The organism is Micromonospora zingiberis, from assembly GCF_004331455.1.
Taxonomy (GTDB): Bacteria; Actinomycetota; Actinomycetes; order Mycobacteriales; family Micromonosporaceae; genus Micromonospora; species Micromonospora zingiberis.
Genome location: NZ_SJJR01000003.1, coordinates 391,257 through 408,079, shown reverse-complemented (window position 1 = coordinate 408,079; position 16,823 = coordinate 391,257). Strand labels below are relative to the sequence as shown.

Annotated in this window: 14 protein-coding genes; 4 read left to right on the top strand and 10 right to left on the bottom strand. The window is 71.0% G+C overall.

Translation table 11 applies throughout. From position 1 onward, the window contains the following. Positions 1 to 102: 102 nt before the first annotated feature. Positions 103 to 2,274 (bottom strand): RecQ family ATP-dependent DNA helicase, encoded by a 2,172-nt coding sequence (locus E0H26_RS07175; protein ID WP_131302383.1) that lies wholly within the window; start codon positions 2,272 to 2,274, stop codon positions 103 to 105. Positions 2,275 to 2,386: 112 nt separating this feature from the next. Here E0H26_RS07175 and E0H26_RS07170 point away from each other — a divergent pair, with 112 nt between their 5' ends. Next, positions 2,387 to 3,172, top strand: coding sequence for a hypothetical protein (locus tag E0H26_RS07170; protein WP_131302381.1), 786 nt, complete (start codon positions 2,387 to 2,389; stop codon positions 3,170 to 3,172). Positions 3,173 to 3,220: 48 nt separating this feature from the next. Here the strand turns inward: E0H26_RS07170 and E0H26_RS07165 are convergent, their stop codons facing one another. From E0H26_RS07165 to E0H26_RS07145, 5 genes are read right to left on the bottom strand one after another with little or no spacing between them, the layout of a single operon-like run. Next, positions 3,221 to 4,339, bottom strand: a complete 1,119-nt coding sequence (locus tag E0H26_RS07165; RefSeq protein WP_131302378.1) for a branched-chain amino acid ABC transporter permease — start codon at positions 4,337 to 4,339, stop codon at positions 3,221 to 3,223. Beyond that, entirely contained in the window at positions 4,336 to 5,226 is an 891-nt protein-coding gene (locus tag E0H26_RS07160; protein WP_131302375.1) for a branched-chain amino acid ABC transporter permease, read from the bottom strand. Before E0H26_RS07160 ends, E0H26_RS07165 begins: the two co-directional genes overlap by 4 nt. After that, entirely contained in the window at positions 5,226 to 5,951 is a 726-nt protein-coding gene (locus E0H26_RS07155; protein WP_206024913.1) for an ABC transporter ATP-binding protein, read from the bottom strand. Before E0H26_RS07155 ends, E0H26_RS07160 begins: the two co-directional genes overlap by 1 nt. After that, a complete protein-coding gene (locus E0H26_RS07150) occupies positions 5,951 to 6,694 on the bottom strand; it encodes an ABC transporter ATP-binding protein (protein ID WP_131302372.1) in 744 nt (247 codons plus the stop codon). Before E0H26_RS07150 ends, E0H26_RS07155 begins: the two co-directional genes overlap by 1 nt. A gap of 6 nt (positions 6,695 to 6,700) precedes the next feature. Continuing rightward, the gene (locus E0H26_RS07145) at positions 6,701 to 7,906 is read right to left on the bottom strand and encodes a substrate-binding domain-containing protein (protein WP_131302369.1); all 1,206 of its coding nucleotides are present in this window, start codon (positions 7,904 to 7,906) and stop codon (positions 6,701 to 6,703) included. 500 nt (positions 7,907 to 8,406) lie between these two features. On the opposite strand from E0H26_RS07145, the gene E0H26_RS07140 reads away from it, so the two are divergent. Beyond that, positions 8,407 to 8,601, top strand: a complete 195-nt coding sequence (locus tag E0H26_RS07140) for a hypothetical protein (RefSeq protein WP_131302366.1) — start codon at positions 8,407 to 8,409, stop codon at positions 8,599 to 8,601. A 369-nt stretch (positions 8,602 to 8,970) separates the two neighbouring features. On the opposite strand, the gene E0H26_RS07135 is transcribed toward E0H26_RS07140, so the two are convergent. Continuing rightward, positions 8,971 to 10,095: a glycerophosphodiester phosphodiesterase gene (locus E0H26_RS07135; protein ID WP_131302363.1), complete on the bottom strand. Its 1,125-nt coding sequence runs from the start codon at positions 10,093 to 10,095 to the stop codon at positions 8,971 to 8,973. Positions 10,096 to 10,239: 144 nt separating this feature from the next. Here E0H26_RS07135 and E0H26_RS07130 point away from each other — a divergent pair, with 144 nt between their 5' ends. Together E0H26_RS07130 and E0H26_RS07125 are read left to right on the top strand one after the other, a co-directional pair. Further along, positions 10,240 to 11,574: a TrkH family potassium uptake protein gene (locus tag E0H26_RS07130; protein WP_131302360.1), complete on the top strand. Its 1,335-nt coding sequence runs from the start codon at positions 10,240 to 10,242 to the stop codon at positions 11,572 to 11,574. After that, on the top strand, positions 11,564 to 12,235 hold the full coding sequence (locus tag E0H26_RS07125) for a potassium channel family protein (RefSeq protein ID WP_131302357.1): 672 nt from the start codon (positions 11,564 to 11,566) through the stop codon (positions 12,233 to 12,235). Before E0H26_RS07130 ends, E0H26_RS07125 begins: the two co-directional genes overlap by 11 nt. 9 nt (positions 12,236 to 12,244) lie before the next feature. Here E0H26_RS07125 and E0H26_RS07120 read toward each other — a convergent pair whose 3' ends face one another. The 3 genes from E0H26_RS07120 to E0H26_RS07110 all read right to left on the bottom strand — a co-directional run bounded on the left by E0H26_RS07120 (position 12,245) and on the right by E0H26_RS07110 (position 16,625). Next, complete coding sequence (locus E0H26_RS07120) at positions 12,245 to 13,960, bottom strand: serine/threonine-protein kinase (RefSeq protein ID WP_131302354.1); 1,716 nt, start codon at positions 13,958 to 13,960, stop codon at positions 12,245 to 12,247. 71 nt (positions 13,961 to 14,031) lie between these two features. Then, positions 14,032 to 15,585: a fused MFS/spermidine synthase gene (locus E0H26_RS07115; RefSeq protein ID WP_131302351.1), complete on the bottom strand. Its 1,554-nt coding sequence runs from the start codon at positions 15,583 to 15,585 to the stop codon at positions 14,032 to 14,034. A 35-nt stretch (positions 15,586 to 15,620) separates the two neighbouring features. Beyond that, positions 15,621 to 16,625: a coiled-coil domain-containing protein gene (locus tag E0H26_RS07110; protein WP_131302635.1), complete on the bottom strand. Its 1,005-nt coding sequence runs from the start codon at positions 16,623 to 16,625 to the stop codon at positions 15,621 to 15,623. Positions 16,626 to 16,823 lie beyond the last annotated feature (198 nt).

The following is a 16,823-nucleotide window of genomic DNA, read 5'->3' as shown; positions in this document are numbered from 1 at the left end:
CTCCGCGATCTTGGACTTTAGGTCGCCGTTATGGGTTATTCACCCGTTGTGCCCCGACAGAAAGTGCAAGATCGCGGGGGAGGGAGGGGCGGGGAGGGAGGGTTAGGTGGTTTGGGCGAGGGTCAGGGGGAGGACTGCGGGGGCGCCGGCTTGGCGGAGTTCGCGGGCTGCCATGGTCAGCGTCCAGCCCGAGTCGACCAGGTCGTCGACGAGCAGGACCGGGCCGGACAGGGCGGACAGGGCGGCGGCGAGCGGCGCGGGGATGGTGAGCGTGCCGTGCAGGGCGCGTACCCGCTGCGCGCTGTTGCCGCGTGGCGCATCGGTCGGCCCCGCCACGGTCACCCGGCCCAGCAGCGGCAGACGCCCGACGGTGGCGATCCGCTCGGCCAGCGAGCCGACCAGCACCGGGTGGCTGCGGGAGTCGACCGAGACCACCCCGACCGGGCGGCTGGGCCACGGGTCGTCCCCGTGCGCCCACGCCTTGAGCACCTCGACCACGGCATCCGCCACATCGTCGGGGAGCGGGCCGTCCGGCGTACCCGGCCCGACCAGGCCCCGCAGCCGGTCGCCCCAGCCGAGATCGGAGAGCCGGCCCACGGCGCGGCCGGGCAGTGCCTGCTCCGCCGGGGCGATGCGCCCCTTCAGCGGTACGCCGACCGTCTCCAATCCGGTCGGCCAGAGCTTCTTGGGTGCGATCTGCACGCCGGGGCGGCCGAGGAAGGTCTGTGCGGCGGTCAGCGCGGCCGGTGACACTTCCGCCGGGAACAGCGGATCGGCACAGCGGTCGCACCGGCCGCAGTCGAGAGCCCCGGCGTCGTCCAGGCACTCGCGCAGGTACCGCAGCCGGCATCCGGTCGTCGCGGCGTACCCCAGCATGGCCTGCTGCTCGGCGGCGCGGGCGGTGGCGACGCGGCGCAACCGGGGCTCGTCGTAGACCCAGGGTTCGCCGGTCGCCAGCCAGCCGCCGCGTACCCGGCGGACGGCGCCGTCGACGTCGAGCACCTTGAGCATCAACTCCAGCCGGGCCCGGCGCAGGTCGACCAGCGGTTCCAGGGCCTGGGTGGAGAGTGGCCGGTCCGGGTCCAGGGCGGCGAGCACCGCGCGGACCTGGTCCTCCGGCGGGAAGGCGAGTGAGGCGAAGTACCGCCAGATGGCGACGTCCTCGGCGCCGGGCAGCAGCAGCACCTCGGCGTGTTCGACGGCTCGGCCGGCCCGGCCGACCTGCTGGTAGTAGGCGATCGGCGAGGGTGGGGCGCCCAGGTGCACCACGAAGCCGAGGTCCGGCTTGTCGAAGCCCATCCCGAGCGCGCTGGTCGCCACCAACGCCTTGATCTTGTTGTCGAGCAGGTCCTGCTCGGCGGCGCGGCGGTCGGCGTCCTCGGCCTGGCCGGTGTACGCCGCCACCGACCAGCCCCGGGACCGCAGGAACTCGGCGGTCTCGGTCGCCGCGGCGACGGTCAGCGTGTAGACGATCCCCGAGCCGGGGAGCCGGTCCAGGTGGTCGGCGAGCCAGCCGAGCCGGTACGCCGGGCTCGGCAGGTCGAGTACGCCCAGCCGCAGCGACTCCCGGTCCAGGCTGCCGCGCAGCACCAGTACGTCGGACCGCTGGGCATTCAACTCGGTGCCGAGTTGCTCCGCCACGTCCCGGGTCACCCGCGCGTTGGCGGTGGCGGTGGTGGCCAGCACCGGCGTGTGTTCCGGCAGGTTGCCGAGGAAGGTGCGCAACCGGCGGTAGTCCGGCCGGAAGTCGTGCCCCCAGTCGGACACGCAGTGCGCCTCGTCCACCACCAGCAGGCCGGTGGTGGCGGCGAGCTTGGGCAGCACCCCGTCCCGGAAGTCCGGGTTGTTGAGCCGTTCCGGGCTGATCAGCAGCACGTCCACCGCACCGGCCCGGATCTCGGCGGTGATCTCGTCCCACTCGTCGAGGTTGGCGGAGTTGATGGTCCGGGCACGGATGCCGGCCCGCTGCGCCGCGTCCACCTGGTTGCGCATCAGGGCCAGCAACGGTGACACGATGACCGTCGGTCCGGTGTGGCTGGCCGGTCCACTGGCCGCTGTCTCCGGTCGGTCGCGGTCCCGCAGCAGCGCGGTGGCGACGAAGTAGACCGCCGACTTGCCCCAGCCGGTGCGTTGCACGCAGAGCACCCGCCGCCGGTCGACCACCAGCGCCTCGATCGCCCGCCACTGATCCTCGCGGAGTCGGGCGTGCGCGCCGGCCAGGCGCCGCAGCACCCCCTCGGCCCGCTCTCGGACCACCGTGCGTTCCTGGCTCATCCGGCCTTTCTACCAGCGTGCGCCGTCTCGCCCACAGCACGGGCGGTCGAGCCCGCCGGCAGGTCCGGGCAGGCTGGCATACGATGCCGTTCGATCAGTGAGAGAGGACGAGATGACACAGCGAACCGGCACCACCGTCGCGAGCCGGCGGATCGCGGTCACCGCAGTGGCCCTGCTCACCGCCGCGCTGGTGGCCGGCTGCGACGACAAGCCGGAGGCGGCGCCGCCGGACCCGAAGCAGGAGCTGCTGGCGGCGGTGCCGACCGCCGAGGACGCGGCCTTCCGCTTCACCACCAGCGACACCTCGGGTGACGTTTCCGGCGTGGTCGACCCGGTGAACCGGGGCATGGACATCGACACCGTCACCAAGGACAAGGAATTCACCCTGGAGATGTCCTTCCGGATGGTGGAGTCACGGACCTGGATGAAGGTCAACTTCAAGGGTGCGCAGGACATCCAGAAGCTGATGAAGCTGCCCACCAAGTGGATGGAGTTGGACCCGACGAAGATCGAGGGTCCGGACGCCCTGCCGAGCTACGAGGGCACCGACCCGGGCAACGTCGAGGTGATCATCCGCGCCGCCACCGACGTCCAGGCCGGCGAGGGCGGGACGTACACCGGCGTGGTCGACCTGTCCGCCCAGCCGGAACTGGTGGACGCCCTGGAGGGGGTGGCGCCCCTCGGCGACGTCGTGGAGCCGATCCCGTTCACCGCCGTCGTCGCCCCGGACGGCAACCTCAACTCGTTCACCCTGCAAATCCCGGCGGCCGGCAAGCAGAAGGCGTCGGAGTACGTGGTCGAGTACTTCGACTTCGGCAACGCCCCCGAGATCGTCGCGTTCACCGACGACGAGGCCCAGTCGGCGCCGACCGCAGCGTACGAACTGCTCAACGGGTGATCAGGTTGGCGGGGCGACACGCCGTTGTGCGCCCCGCCAACCTGATCGTCACCCCCGTCGGCGCGGCGACAGCGCGTTGCGCAGGAGGGTCAGTCGGGGGGCGAGGCTGGCCAGGCCGCCGGGGAAGAAGTAGACGGCCAGGATGAAGACGGTGCCCAGGACGAAGAGCGGCTGCGACAGTGGCCGGCTCAGGAAGGCCGGTAGCGCGTCGATGGCACCGGAGCTGCCGACGGAGACCAGCCGGTGGTCCAGGTACATGTAGAGGATGCCGCCCAGCACCGGCCCCCACCGGGTACCGGGACCGCCGAGCACCACCATCACCAGCAGCGACAGGGTCAGCTCGCTGCTGGTGATGTGCGGCGAGGCGCCGCCGACGATCAGGCAGTAGACCACCCCGCCGGCCGCCGCGAGGCCACCGGCCAGGGTGAAGGCGACCAGCTTGAACCGGTACGGGTCGAGCCCGAGCACGCCGATGCGCCGCTCGTCGTCGCGCAGCCCGGCCAGTACCCGTCCGGTCGGCGAGCCGCTGACCCGGTGCACCACGAAGACCACCACGACCAGGTATGCCAGCGCCAGCCAGTACAGGTTGACCGTGTTGGCGACCCCGACCAGCCCGGCCGGCACGCCCGACACGTCCAGCGGAAGTCCTTCCTCACCGCCGGTGAGCCCACCGAAGTCGCGGGCCACCAGGATCGCACCGACCTGGGCGAAGGCCAACGTCACCATGGCGAAGGCGATCCCGACGGTACGCAGCGCCACCGCCCCGATCAGTCCGGCGAGGATGGTCCCGCCGACGATCGCCAGCGGCGCGGCCTGCCAGAGCGGCAGCCCGGCCCGGGTGATCAGGATGTCGGTGCCGTACACCCCGGCCGCGAAGTAGAGCGCGTGTCCGAAGGAGAGCATCCCGGTCCGCCCGAACAGCAGGTCGTAGCCGGCCGCCAGGCCGCCGAAGACCAGGCAGACGGCGAGCAGTTGCAGCGTGCCCGGCGAGTTCAGCGCCCCCTCGAAGATGCCCGGCAGGTGCAGCGTGGAGTACGGCAGGATCAGCGCGACGGCCAGCACGGCCAGCGGCAGGAACGGGCGGAGCCGTGACCAGCGGGTCGACTCGGTGGTCAGCTCCGACGGCACCGCCGCCGAAGGCGCCTCGGGACTCTTGACCTCGGTCATGCCGTAGCCACCTTTCCGGCGATGCCCTGCGGGCGCAGCAGCAGCACCACGGCCAGCAGCGCGACCACGCAGATGTCGCCCAGCCCGGAGGTGCCGTAGTAGTTGACGAACTGTTGCAGCAGCCCGACCGCGACCGCCGCGTACGCGGACCCGACCACCGAGCCCATCCCGCCGATGACCACCACGATGAACGCGAAGATGAGCAGTGAGCCGCCCTGTTGCGGCGAGACGGTGCCGAAGTAGACGCTGCCCAGCGCCCCGGCCAGTGCCGCCGCCGCTCCGCCGATGGCGAAGACCAGGGTGAACGCCTTGCGTACGTCGATGCCCAGCGCGGTGACCATCTCCCGGTTCTCCACCCCGGCCCGGATGATCAGGCCGTACCGGGTCCACTGGAGGAAGGCCAGGATCGCGCCGAGCACCAGCACCGCGGCGACGATCAGCAGCAGGCCGCCGTTGGGTACCTGCGCGCCGAGGATCGTGGTCACCTGACGGGTCCACTCCGGGCGCGGGAACGGACGGGCGTCCGCACCCCAGGTGGCCTGCAACAGTGCCACCCCGGCCAGGGACAGCCCGACGGTGACCAGCACCTGCTCGATGGTGCGGCTGTAGAGCGGCCGGATCAGCACCAGCTCGACCAGCACCGCCATCAGCGTGCCGGCGGCCACCCCGAAGGCGACCGCGACCACGAAACCGAGGCCGTCGGGGCCGGCGCCGGGCAGGTTCCCCGCCGCCCACCAGGTGGCGTACGCCCCGACGCCGAGGAACAGCCCGTGCGCGAAGTTGAGTACGTCGGCCAGGCCGAAAACCAGCGACAGGCCGGAGGCGACCAGGAAGTAGAGCGCCGCCAGACCGAGCCCGGTCAGCGTCAGCAGGATGACCGCGTCCATCAGTGGTGCACCTCCGCCGAGCCGACGCCGAGCAGCGACCGGGTCAGCTCGGTCTCCGCCAACAACTCCTGGGCGTTGCCGGTCCAGGCGACCTGTCCGGCGGCCAGCACCACCGCGTCGTGGGCCAGCCGCCGGACCACGGCCAGGTTCTGCTCGACCAGCAGCACCGGCACGGATTCCGCGACCCGCTCCAGCACCTCGGCCACCTCGGTCACCACCTTCGGCGCCAACCCCTTGGTCGGCTCGTCGACCAGCAGCAGCCGGTTGTCGTTGATCAGCACCCGACCGATGGCGAGCATCTGCTGCTGCCCGCCGGAAAGCGACCCGGCCCGCTGCCGGGACCGCCGGTCCAGCTCGGGAAAGAGCGCGAACACCCGGTCGTACGCCGGAGTGCTGCCGCGCCGCTCGGCGAGCCGCAGGTTCTCCGCGACGGTGAGTCCGGCGAAGACGCAGCGGTCCTCCGGCACGTAGCCGAGCCCACTGCGGACCAGCCGGTGGGTCGGTTGGCCGAGCAGGGCGCGGTTGCCCATCTGGGCCGTGCCGCGCACCTCCCCGTTGCGCGGGGTGAGCCCGACCAGGGCGCGCAGTGTGGTGGTCTTGCCCACCCCGTTGCGGCCCAGCAGCACGGTGACCCCGGTCGGCGCGACCGTGAACGACACCCCTTGCAGGATGTGCAGCCCGGCGATCCGCACCGACAGCTCCTCGACGGTCAAGATCGGCTCCATCAGAGCGACTCCCCCAGGTATGCCTCTTGCACGGTCGGGTTGGCCATCACCGTCTCGGGGGTGTCGCAGGCCAGCAGGGCGCCGTGGTGCATCACCGCGATCCGGTCGGCCAACTCCAGGATCACGTCCATGTGGTGCTCGACCATCAGCACCGACCGGCCGCTGTCGCCGGTGAGCGAGCGGATGACCTGGACGAGTTCGGGGACGTCCTCGGCGCTGACCCCGGCCATCGGTTCGTCCAGCAGCATCACCCGTGGTTCGCCGGCCAGCAGCAGGGCGATCTCCAGCTTGCGTTTCTCGCCGTGGGCGAGGGTGCCGGCCAGCGTCGTACCCCGGTGGGCCAGGCCGACCCGGTGCAGCGCCGCGTCGGCGGCGGCGGCCACCTCCCGGTCGGCCGCCGCCCGCCGCCACAGCTTCATCGAGCCCCCACGGTGCGCCTGCACGGCGAGCCGGACGTTCTCCCGCACGCTGAGCGAGCCGAAGACCGAGGACGCCTGGAAGGTACGCCCGAGCCCGAGCCGGGCCCGGCGGTACGGCGGCAGGGCGGAGATGTCCTGCCCGTCCAGGGTGACCCGGCCCTCGGTGGCCCGACGCAGGCCGGTGATCAGGTTGAACAGTGAGGTCTTGCCGGCGCCGTTGGGCCCGATCACGCCGAGGAACTCCCCGGGTGCCAGGTCGATCTCGACGGAGTCGACGATGGCGACCTCACCGATCCGCCAGGTCAGACCGTGGGTGGCGAGCATCGGAACTCAGCCCTTCATCGCCTGGACCGGCGGCGCGGTCTCGTCACCGCTGAGCGCCTTCTGGGCGGCCGCGGTGAAGGTGTCGCCGCTGCCGGTCAGGCTCGCCTGGTACATCGGCTGGAGCAGCGCGTGGTCCTCGGCGCGGATGGTCATGGTGCCCTTCACGCCCTCGAAGCTCCAGCCCTCCAACGCGGTGATCATCTTCTCGACGTCGTCGCCGCCCTCCTGCGCGGCCCGGACCACCATCTGCGCGGCGGCGAAGCCGTCCGGATGGAACAGGTCGAGGGTGCCGCCGGGGATCTTCGTCTTGGCGGCCTTGGCCGCCTCGGTGTCGCTGGCTCCGTCGAAGTAGTGCGACAGGAAGGAGATCTTGCTGCCGGCCGCGCCGAAGGTGGGCCAGGAGGCGCGGATGTCCAGGCCGGTGACGACCGTGGTGGAGGTGAGCACGCCCTGCTGGTCCAAGGTCTGCCACATGGCCGGGGCGGTGGTGCCGGCCCAGGCGACGAAGAGCAGATCCGGCTTGGCGGACTTGATCTGGCTGGCGAACGGGGTGAACTCGGTCGCGCTGGCCGGCGCCCGGACGGCACTGACGGTCGCGCCGGCCCCGCCGATCACGGCCTTGACGGCCGCCTCGTTGGCGTCGCCGAACGCACCGTCCTGGGCGAAGACCACGACCTTCTTGCCGGTCGGGTCGCCGATGAACGACTTGGCGGTCACCACGTCCTGGTACGACTGCCGCCCGGAGCGGAACGTGTACTTGTTCGCGCCGGTCACCGCGTCGGTGGCCGCCGGGCCGGAGATGAACAGCACCTTGTTCTGCGCGGCGATCGGGGCGACCTGGAGCGCCACACCCGACGCGGTCGAACCAGCAATGATCTTGTTGCCCTTGCCGATCAGGTCCTTGGCCGCGGAGACCGCCTTGGCCGGGTCACCGGCGTCGTCGACCTCGGTGATCTCGATCGCCCGGTCGCCCACCTTGTTGGTGCCACCGGTGGCGAAGTCCAGGCCAGCCCGAAACCCTTCAATATATTGCTTTCCGTAACTGGCCAGCGCTCCCGACTGGGAGTAGACCAGACCAACCTTCACCGGCGCGGCGCTGTCGCCACCGCCGTTGGCGGTGTCCTGCGGGCTGCCACAGGCCGTGGCGACCATCGCCGCGGCCATCATCGTTGCGGCGGACAGGAACACCCGCCGTGTCGTCCGGACCGTCATTGCGACTCCACGTGAGGACTCAGAGGGAGGGAAACCTTATGTGTCGGCTCACGCTAGAAGTGACGTCACCCACGAGCTATGTGGCGGAAACACACAAGTAACCGGAGGTGGATGGCGCCCGGTGACAACGACGATGACAAGACAGTGACCAACCGGCGAGACCATGGCCAGCCGTCCCACGGCCCCCGGCACCCCTGTGTCGCCACCCCCCACTACCGCCGGCGCACGCGCCCGATCGAGTCGGCAACCCGGCGGCCGCGCGGCTCGAAGCAGCCCGGCGGCCGTGCGGCTCGAAGCAGCCCGGCAACCCGGTGGCCGTGCGGCTCGAAGCAGCCCGGCAACCCGGCGGCCGTGCGGCTCGAAGCAGCCCGGCAGCCCGGCGGCCGTGCGGTTGGAGGCACCTCGCACGATAGGGTCGCGGCGACAACCCTCCCCCGACTGACGCCGACCGCCCGTTACCCCGAAGTCGTGACGATCCTCCTGTTGAGTGGAGGTCGACCTTGGTCGACAACAACCTGGTCAGAGGCGGCGCGTTCCTGGTCGCAGTTTGTGGGCTGGCGCTGGTCGGCCTGGCGCTCACGATCGACATCATCACGGCCGCGATGGTCCTGGCCGGCATCGGCGTGCTCCTCGGCATCACGTTCGTCAACGCCGGCCTGAAATCCGGATCGGACGATCGAGAGTCGCGGCGCTGAGTGCTCCTCGCCGTCGAGGCCCGGTCAGGCCGGGCCGACCCGATGGTCACCTCGTCCTCATGCCCGCCGGCCCACTGCGCGGGAACAGGATCTTGCTGGTCTCCACCTCGGTGGATCTGTGGCCCGGATGCTGCGCGATCCCGGCGCGGGGCACGCGCAATCTTGGACAGTTTCCGTTAGCGGCCAACGGAAACTGTCCAAGATTTAGCGGGGCGGCGTAGCGAGTTGGCAGCCGCTGGCGCCGAGTGGGAACACGATCACGATCGAGCGCCGTACGCCCACCGCCGGGCCTCCCGCAACCTGGCCAGCACCGCCGTGGTTATCAGCGGGAGGGCGACCGGATCGAGCGTGATCATGCGGCAGCGGAGGTCAGCGGCGGGGTAGACCGGCGCGGGCGGCCACTGCGGTGTCGGGGTGGTCGGCGAAGACGCCGTCCAGGCCGAGGCGGTAGAACAACTCGTACTCGGCCTGGATATCGCCGCGGGCGTTCGGGTCGGTGCCGATACGGAAGTCCACCGGCAGGAACTGGTTCTCCGCCCGGAAGGTCCAGGCGTGCACGACGAGCTTCTCCCGGTGCGCGTCCCGCACCACGGTGGTCGGGGCGAGCAGCTTGCCGGCCGGGTCACGCGGCACGATCAGGTTCTTGTTCGCGCCGATGCCGTCGGCGTACCGGGCGATCCACTTGAGGCCGGTGGGGGTGGCCAGGTCACGGTAGGTGCGGGCGTCGCCGGAGACGGTGAAGTCGTACGGGCGGCCGGAGGCGTCGAGCAACTGCACCAGTTTGACGTCGGTCATCCGGTCCAGCCGTCGCAGGTTCGCGGTCTCGAAGGACTGGATGATGACCGGCGCGTTCCGCGTCGCCCAGCCGGCCCGGCGCAGCACCTCGACCAGGGGCTCCTCCAGCGGCCGCCCGATCGAGGCGAAGTACGTCGGGTGCTTGGTCTCCGGGTAGACCCCGATCACCCGGCCGCGCGCCGCACTCTCGGCCTTGGCCAGGTCGATCACCTCCTGGAAGGTGGGCACCTGGAACTGCCCGTCGAAGGCGGTGTTGGCGACCCGTACCTGCGGCAGCCGCTCCTTGGCCCGCAGCGTACGCAGCTCGGTCAGGGTGAAGTCCTCGGTGAACCAGCCGGTCACCGGCACGCCGTCGATGGTCTTCGTCGTCCTACGGTCGGCGAACTCGGGGCGGGTCGCCACGTCGGTCGTACCGCTGATCTCGTTCTCGTGCCGGGCGACCAGCACGCCGTCGGCGGTCGTGACCAGGTCCGGTTCGATGTAGTCGGCGCCCATCCGGATCGCCAACCGGTACGCCTCCAGAGTGTGCTCCGGCCGGTAGCCGCTGGCGCCCCGGTGGGCGATGACGATGGGCTGGTCGCCGACTCGGGCCCGGTCCGGGTCGGCCGCCGGCTTCGCGGAGGCGACCACGGTGGGCGTGACCACGGCGGCGGCGAGCAGGGCCACCGAGACACCGAGGGCGGAAAGGGTACGTCGCAACGCGGTCTCCTTGATGTCGAAGGGGAACCGGCTCAGCAGACCGGGCCGGGCTGACCGAAAGTTGGTCCACGCCTGACCATTCGGTGAATCCTCGGGATTCTGATTTCCGCGACCCGAAATCAGGTGAAATCAGAAGATTGTTAGGTGCGCCGGTTACTTCGTCACCCCGTCCGGCTGGTGCCGTTCGGCTTCCTGGTGGCGATCCTGATCGGCACCGGCCTGCTGATGCTGTCCCCGATGACGACCCACCACGAGTACACGCCGTTCGTCACCGCCCTGTTCACTTCCACCTCGGCGGTTTCGGTGACCGGGCTGGCCGTCGTCGACACCCCGCACTACTGGTCCGACTCCGGTCTGGTGGTCATCACCGTGCTCACCCAACTCGGCGGGCTCGGCATCCTGACCGGCGCCGCGTTGGTGATCCTGACCGTGTCCCGGCGGCTCGGCCTGCACAACCGGATGCTGGTGCAGGCCGAAACCCTGGAGTACGGGCTCGGCAACCTGCGTCGCCTGCTGCTGCACATCGGGGCGACGGTGCTGGCCTGCGAGACGGTGATGACGGCCATCGTCACCGCGCGGCTCTGGCTGAGCTACGACTACTCGCTGGGGCGCGCCCTCTGGTCGGCCAGCTTCCACGCCATCCAGGCGTTCAACAACTCCGGCTTCTCGCTCTACCCCGACGGACTGCTGGCCTTCTCCCGCGACCCGTGGGTCAGCCTGCCGCTGGCGATGGGCAGCATCATCGGTGGGCTCGGCTTCCCGGCCCTGTTCGAGGCGGTCCGCGAGTGGCGCCGACCGGCGCGTTGGGCAGTCGCCACGAAGCTGACCATCTGGGGCAGCGCGGTCCTGGTGCTCCTCGGCTTCGTGGTCTTCCTGCTGATCGAGTGGGCCAACCCGCGGACCATCGGCCGATACACCATCCCCGACAAGGTGCTCGCCGCGTTCAGCCAGATCGCGCTGTCCCGTACCGGCGGGATCGAGGTGGTGCCGCCCACCATGCTCCGCGAGGAGAGTTATCCGCTGCTGACCGGGTTGATGTTCATCGGTGGCGGCAGCGCGAGCACCGCCGGCGGGATCAAGGTCTCCACCTTCTTCCTGCTCGCGTTCGTCATCTGGACGGAGCTTCGCGGCGAGCCGGACGTCACTGTCGGGCACCGCCGGCTGGCCACCGCCAGCCAGCGGCAGGCACTCACGGTCGCCCTGCTGAGCGTCGCGATCGTGGCCGCCGGCACCGCCGTGCTGATCGCGCTCACCAACCACCTGCCGTTCTACGCGGCGCTGTTCGAGGTGACCTCGGCGTTCAGCACCACCGGCCTCTCGGTCGGCGTGACGGCGGCCCTGTCCGACGCCGGTCATCTCCTGCTGATCGCGCTGATGTACATCGGCCGGGTCGGGCCCCTCACCCTCGGCTCGGCGATCGCCCTGAACACGCGGCGCCGGCTCTACCGCTACCCAGAGGAGCGTCCCATTGTCGGATAAGAACCCGGACTCCGGCGGGATCGCCGTGATCGGCCTCGGTCGGTTCGGCTCCCGCCTGGCCGAATCGCTCAGCGCGCTGGGTCACCAGGTGCTGGCCATCGACCGCAATCCGCAACAGGTGCAGCGGTGGTCGGCTCAACTCGACCAGGTGGCACAGGCCGACTCCACCGACGAGTTGGCGCTGCGCCAACTCGGCGTGGCCGACCTGAACCGGGTCGTGGTGGCCATCGGCGCCTCGGTGGAGGCCAGCGTGCTCACCGTGCTCGCGCTCGTCGAACTGGGCGTACCGCAGATCTGGGCGCGGGCCACCTCGACGCAGCACTCGAAGATCCTGTCCGCGGTCGGCGCCCAACACGTGATCTTTCCCGAGAAGGAGACCGGGGAGCGACTGGCCCACCTGATCGTCAGCCGGATGCTCGACTTCGTGGAGTTCGGTGACGCCTTCGCCATCGCCAAGATGCGCGTCCCCCCACCGCTGGTCGGACGGACCGTCAGCGAGATACGGCTACTCGACCGTTACGGGGTACGGATCATCGGGATCAAGCCGCCGACCGACCACCAGTACCGCTACGTCTCCGACGGCCTGGAACTCGGTTCCGACGACATCCTCATCGTCGAGGGGACGATCGAGCACGTCCAGGGCTTCGCCGCGCTGGCCTGACCAACCGCGCTAGGCACCCCGGCCCGGTGGAGTCCGGTCCGGCTTGCCCCGCCTGCCCGCCTTGGCCTGCTCCGGTTTCCCCTTCGCCGGGGTGCCCTTGGCCGGCTTGCCCTTCTCCGGCTGATCCTTCTCAGATTTGCCCTTCTTCCCGGGCTTCTCCTTCGGCTTGTCTTTGGGCTTGTCTTTGGGCTTGTCTTTGGGTTTGTCCGAGCCGCCCGAACCGGCCTTACCGGCGGCGGCCTGCACCGGCTTCGCCGGAGTCGGGGCGCTGCCGGCGATGCCGGACACCTGCACCCCACATCGCACCTCACCCAGCCGGAACTCCACCGGCAGCGGGTTCGTACCGGTGTAGGTCCCGGTCAGGTGCAGCTTCTCGGTGGCACCGGGCGCCAGGCCGGGACGCCCCGGGGCGGGCTGCACCGCGACCGCCTGCCCCTGCTGGCGGGCCGGCCCCGGGCTCGCGCCGGTCACCTGCTGGCCGCCAGGAAAGGCGAACCGCACCGTCCAGTCCGGCAACTCCCGGTCGCTGGTGTTGGTCAGGCTCAACTCGGCGGTGAAGTCCTTGCCGGAATCCTTGCGCAGGGCGTACGAGACCTGGCACGGAATCCGCTGCTCGCCACCGATGCGGGCCTGGGCCGGCTGGTCGATGCCGCCGCTGGCCGGGCTGCGCGAGGTCACCCCCCACACCGCCGCCGTGACGGCCATCAACGCGACGGCGGCCACCGCCGCCTCGACCCGCCGTCGGCGGTCCAACCGCCGGCCGGTACGCAGGCCGGCGAGCGGCAGCGCGTCGGTCGCCACCGACCAGGGCAGGATCGTGGTGCCGACGCTGGACAGCAGTATCGGATGGGTCCGCTGGCCGGCAACGGGCACCGGCACGCTCGGCACCTTGCCGACCGCCTCGGCGAGGGTCCGGGCCAGCTCGGCCGTGCCCGGCCGGTCCGCCGGCCGTTTGGCCAGACAGCGGTGGACCAGGTCGGCGACCCCGGCGGGCAACTCCGGCATCGTCGGCATCGGCTCGGGTTCGCGGTACAGGTGGGCCCGCAGCATCTGCGTGGTGGTCTCCGCCTGCCAGGGCAGCCGTCCGGTCAGCATCCGGTAGAGCAGCAGTCCCACCGCGTACACGTCGGTGGCGGGGCTGACCTGGCCGTTGTCGAGCCGTTCCGGGGCGAGGTAGGCGGGCGTACCGAGCAGGGTGCCGTCCGCGCCCTTCTCGCTCTCCCCGACCAACGCCGAGATGCCGAAGTCGACCACCTTCACTCCGGTCGAGGTGAGCATCACGTTGCCGGGGGTGACGTCGCGGTGCACCACCCCACGGGCGTGTGCGGTGGCCAGCGCGGACGCCACCTCGGCCGCGATCGTCACCGCCTCCCGCCACGGCACGCTGCCCTGCCCGGCGAGCCGCGCGGTCAGCGCAACGCCGTCGACCAGCTCCATCACCACGTACGGCACGGTCAGTCCGACCTGCTGGGACTCGCCGTAGTCGTACACGTTGGTGATGTTGGGGTGGCAGAGCCGGGCCGCCGCCTGGGCCTCGCTGCGGATCCGGTGCCGGAACACCCGATCGCTGGCCAGCCGCGAGGCGAGGACCTTGACCGCGACCTGCCGACCGAGCACCTCGTCGTAGCCACGCCAGACCACGGACATCCCGCCCGTGCCGAGTTGCTCGATCAACCGGTACCGCTCACCAAGCAGCTGAGCGCCCTTGCCTGCCCCTGGACCCATGGTCGGCGTTGTTGCCCGACGTGAGGGTACCTACACCTTTCTGGTCGGATTCGGTCAGCGATTTCACCCGATCAGGCGGTGGCGAGCAGTTGGTCCACCGGAGCGTAATCGTCGGTCAGCACCAGCGCCTCGCCGACGAAGTCGGTCAGATCACCGCCGCTGAGCAGGCTGACCGGCTCGTTGCCGGCGTCCAGTTCGGCCCGCACGGCCGCCAGCGGCAGCGGCGCGTCGGAGGCCACGATGAGGAAGTTCGCCCCACGCTCACCGGCCAGCGCCTCGGGCGGCGCGATCAACGCCACGTGCTGGAATTCGGCGGCAACAGTGGCCACCTCGCTACGGATGAACCGTAGCGGCGGGTAGTCGATCACATTCTGCACGTACACTCCGGCGGGCCGGGTGACCCGTCGGATGTCGGCCGCCATCTCCCGGGTGGCCAGGTGCCAGGGCACCACCAGGTGCCCGAACGCGTCACCGACCACGAAGTCCCGGCTGTCGGTCGCCTCGTTGGCCACCAACAGCCGTGCGTCGCCCACCACCGCCCGCAGGTCCGGCCCCTGGCGTACGCCGAGCCGCTGCTCACCCAGGTCGACCAGCCCGCCGTCGATCTCGAAGACCAGGTTGTCGGTGCCGGGCCGGGTGGCGGTCAGGTAGCGCGGCATGGTGAAACCGCCGCCGCCCAGGTGCAGCGCGTCCAGCCGCTGCTGGGGCGGGGCGATGACGTTTGCCACCGCCCCGATCCACCGGGTGTACGCGTACTCAAGGTGAGTCGGGTCGGCGAGATCCACGTACGAGTGCTGGGCCGAGTTGAGCAGCAGCGCCCGCCCGGTCTCCCGGCCAGGGTCGGTCTCGACCCGGGCGCAGTGGTACGCCGTCTCCACGTCGCACGGGTTCGGCGCGACCATGGTCAGCCCGGCGCCGGCCAGGCCGAGCACCGCCAGCGCGGCCTTGAGCCGCGCCGGGCCCGGCAGCGCGGCCCGGTCCTGCCGGTGCAGGTAGACGCCGAGGGCGATCCCGGTGATGCCGAGCGAGGCCGCCAGGCCGAACAGGATGACCGTGCTGGGCAGGGCGGCCACCAGCACGAAGCCGGTGACCAGGGTGGCCGTGACCGCGCCCAGCGTGCCGATGCCGGAGAGCCGGCCGACCACCTGGCCGGTGCGACGCAGGTCGGCGAGCTGAAGCTTGATCACCAGCGGGCTGACCGCGGAGAGCAGCATCGCGGGCGCGAACACGGCGACCGCGACCAGCAACAGGATGCCGCTGGTCGCCCCGCCGCGCAGCACCTCGCCCGCGTACCGCACGGCGGGCAGGGTGATCGCGGTGGCGATGCCGGAGAGCACCAGCGCGGGCGCGAGCAGCGTACGCGGGTTGCGCCGGTCGGCCAGCCAGCCACCGGCCCACGCACCGTACGCGATGGCGGCCAGCGCGATGCCGATGACCGAGCTGGTCACCTGCAGGGTGACCCCGACGTACGGCCCGACCAGGCGCAGTGCGGCGGTCTCCAGCACCAGGACGGCACCGCTGGAGTAGAAGACCAGGAACGCGGCGAGCCCGTTGGGCAGCGCCCGTGGGGCCGCCGACTCGGCCGGCGCCGCCGGCTCCACGAGGTCAGGCGATGGAGAGTTCATCGTGGCGATGGTACGCAACGGTCGACGGGCACGAGTCAGTACATCGAGGTGTGAACGTGGTTCGTGTGATCGGCTGCCGGACTGCCGCTGCCGCCGTACGCCCGCCAGCCGGTACCCGGGTGCCAGATCTGCCGGTACCAGATCACGTACAGCACCCCGAGCCGGTCCGCGTTGCGTACGTGCCAGGCGGCCAGGCTGTCCCCGTACGCCTTGTCGCCGCCGGTCGCCGTGCGGTTCTCGAACCCGTTGGTGGCCGCGGAGAAGTCGCAGGCCCGGCCCTTCGGGTGCTCGCCCGATCCGCCGCTGCGGTAGCAGGAGGTGTGCCGCTTGTAACCGGCGGCCTTGGTCTGATTGAGCATGTGCAGGGTGCGTGCGGTGATGCAGCCGGAGGTGGTCGGGTCGTTCACCGAGCACGACTCGCCGGGCCAGGAGCCGTCGGAGTTGCGCGGTGCCGGCCGCGCCGAGGTGGAACTGCCGCCGCTGAACCCGCCGCTGCTGCCGGAGCTGACCGCGGCCAGGGCCGTCTCGGCCTCCTTCTTCTTCTTCGCCATCACGGCCAGTTGCTTGGTCTGCTCGCGTACCTCGGCGTTGATCGCGAGCTTGGCCTGCCGGGCCTGCTCGCGGGCCTCGGTCAACTCGCGCACCCGACGCCCGTCCCGTTGGGCCATCATGTCGAGGTTGGCGGCCCGCTGCACGAACGCCTCCGGGGTGCCGCTGTCCAGCAACGCGGCGGCGGCGCTCAGCCGACCGATCCGGTAGGACTGCGCGGCCACCTCACCGACCATCAGGCTCAGCTCGTCCAGCCGCCCCTCCATCTCGGACAACTCCTTGGCCATCGCCTTCTGCCGCTTCTTGGAGCCGTCGAGCTTGCGCTTGGCCTCGATGTGCGCCTTGGCGGTGGCCTCCAGGGCGTCTCGCAGCTTCTTGCTGCCCCCCTCGTTGGGCTCGGCGTACGCCGGCACGGCACCGACGCCGAGCAGCAGCGCCGCAGCGGCGAGCAGGGCGATCAGCGGCCGGTGAACGCGCCGCCGGACGGGCATGGACCTGCGCACGAAAGCATCCTTTCGTCGGCCGCCGACCCCCGGTGAGATCACTTCGCGGCGGCGGCCCCCGCCGGCGCCGGTCGGCGGCCTGCTGGCGGTAGACCGCCGGTCAGGATACCGGAACCAACGCCCCCGACCACTCCCCCAGCCCCCACACCCCGTCAATCCTCAACCCACCGCAACCCCCACCTAACC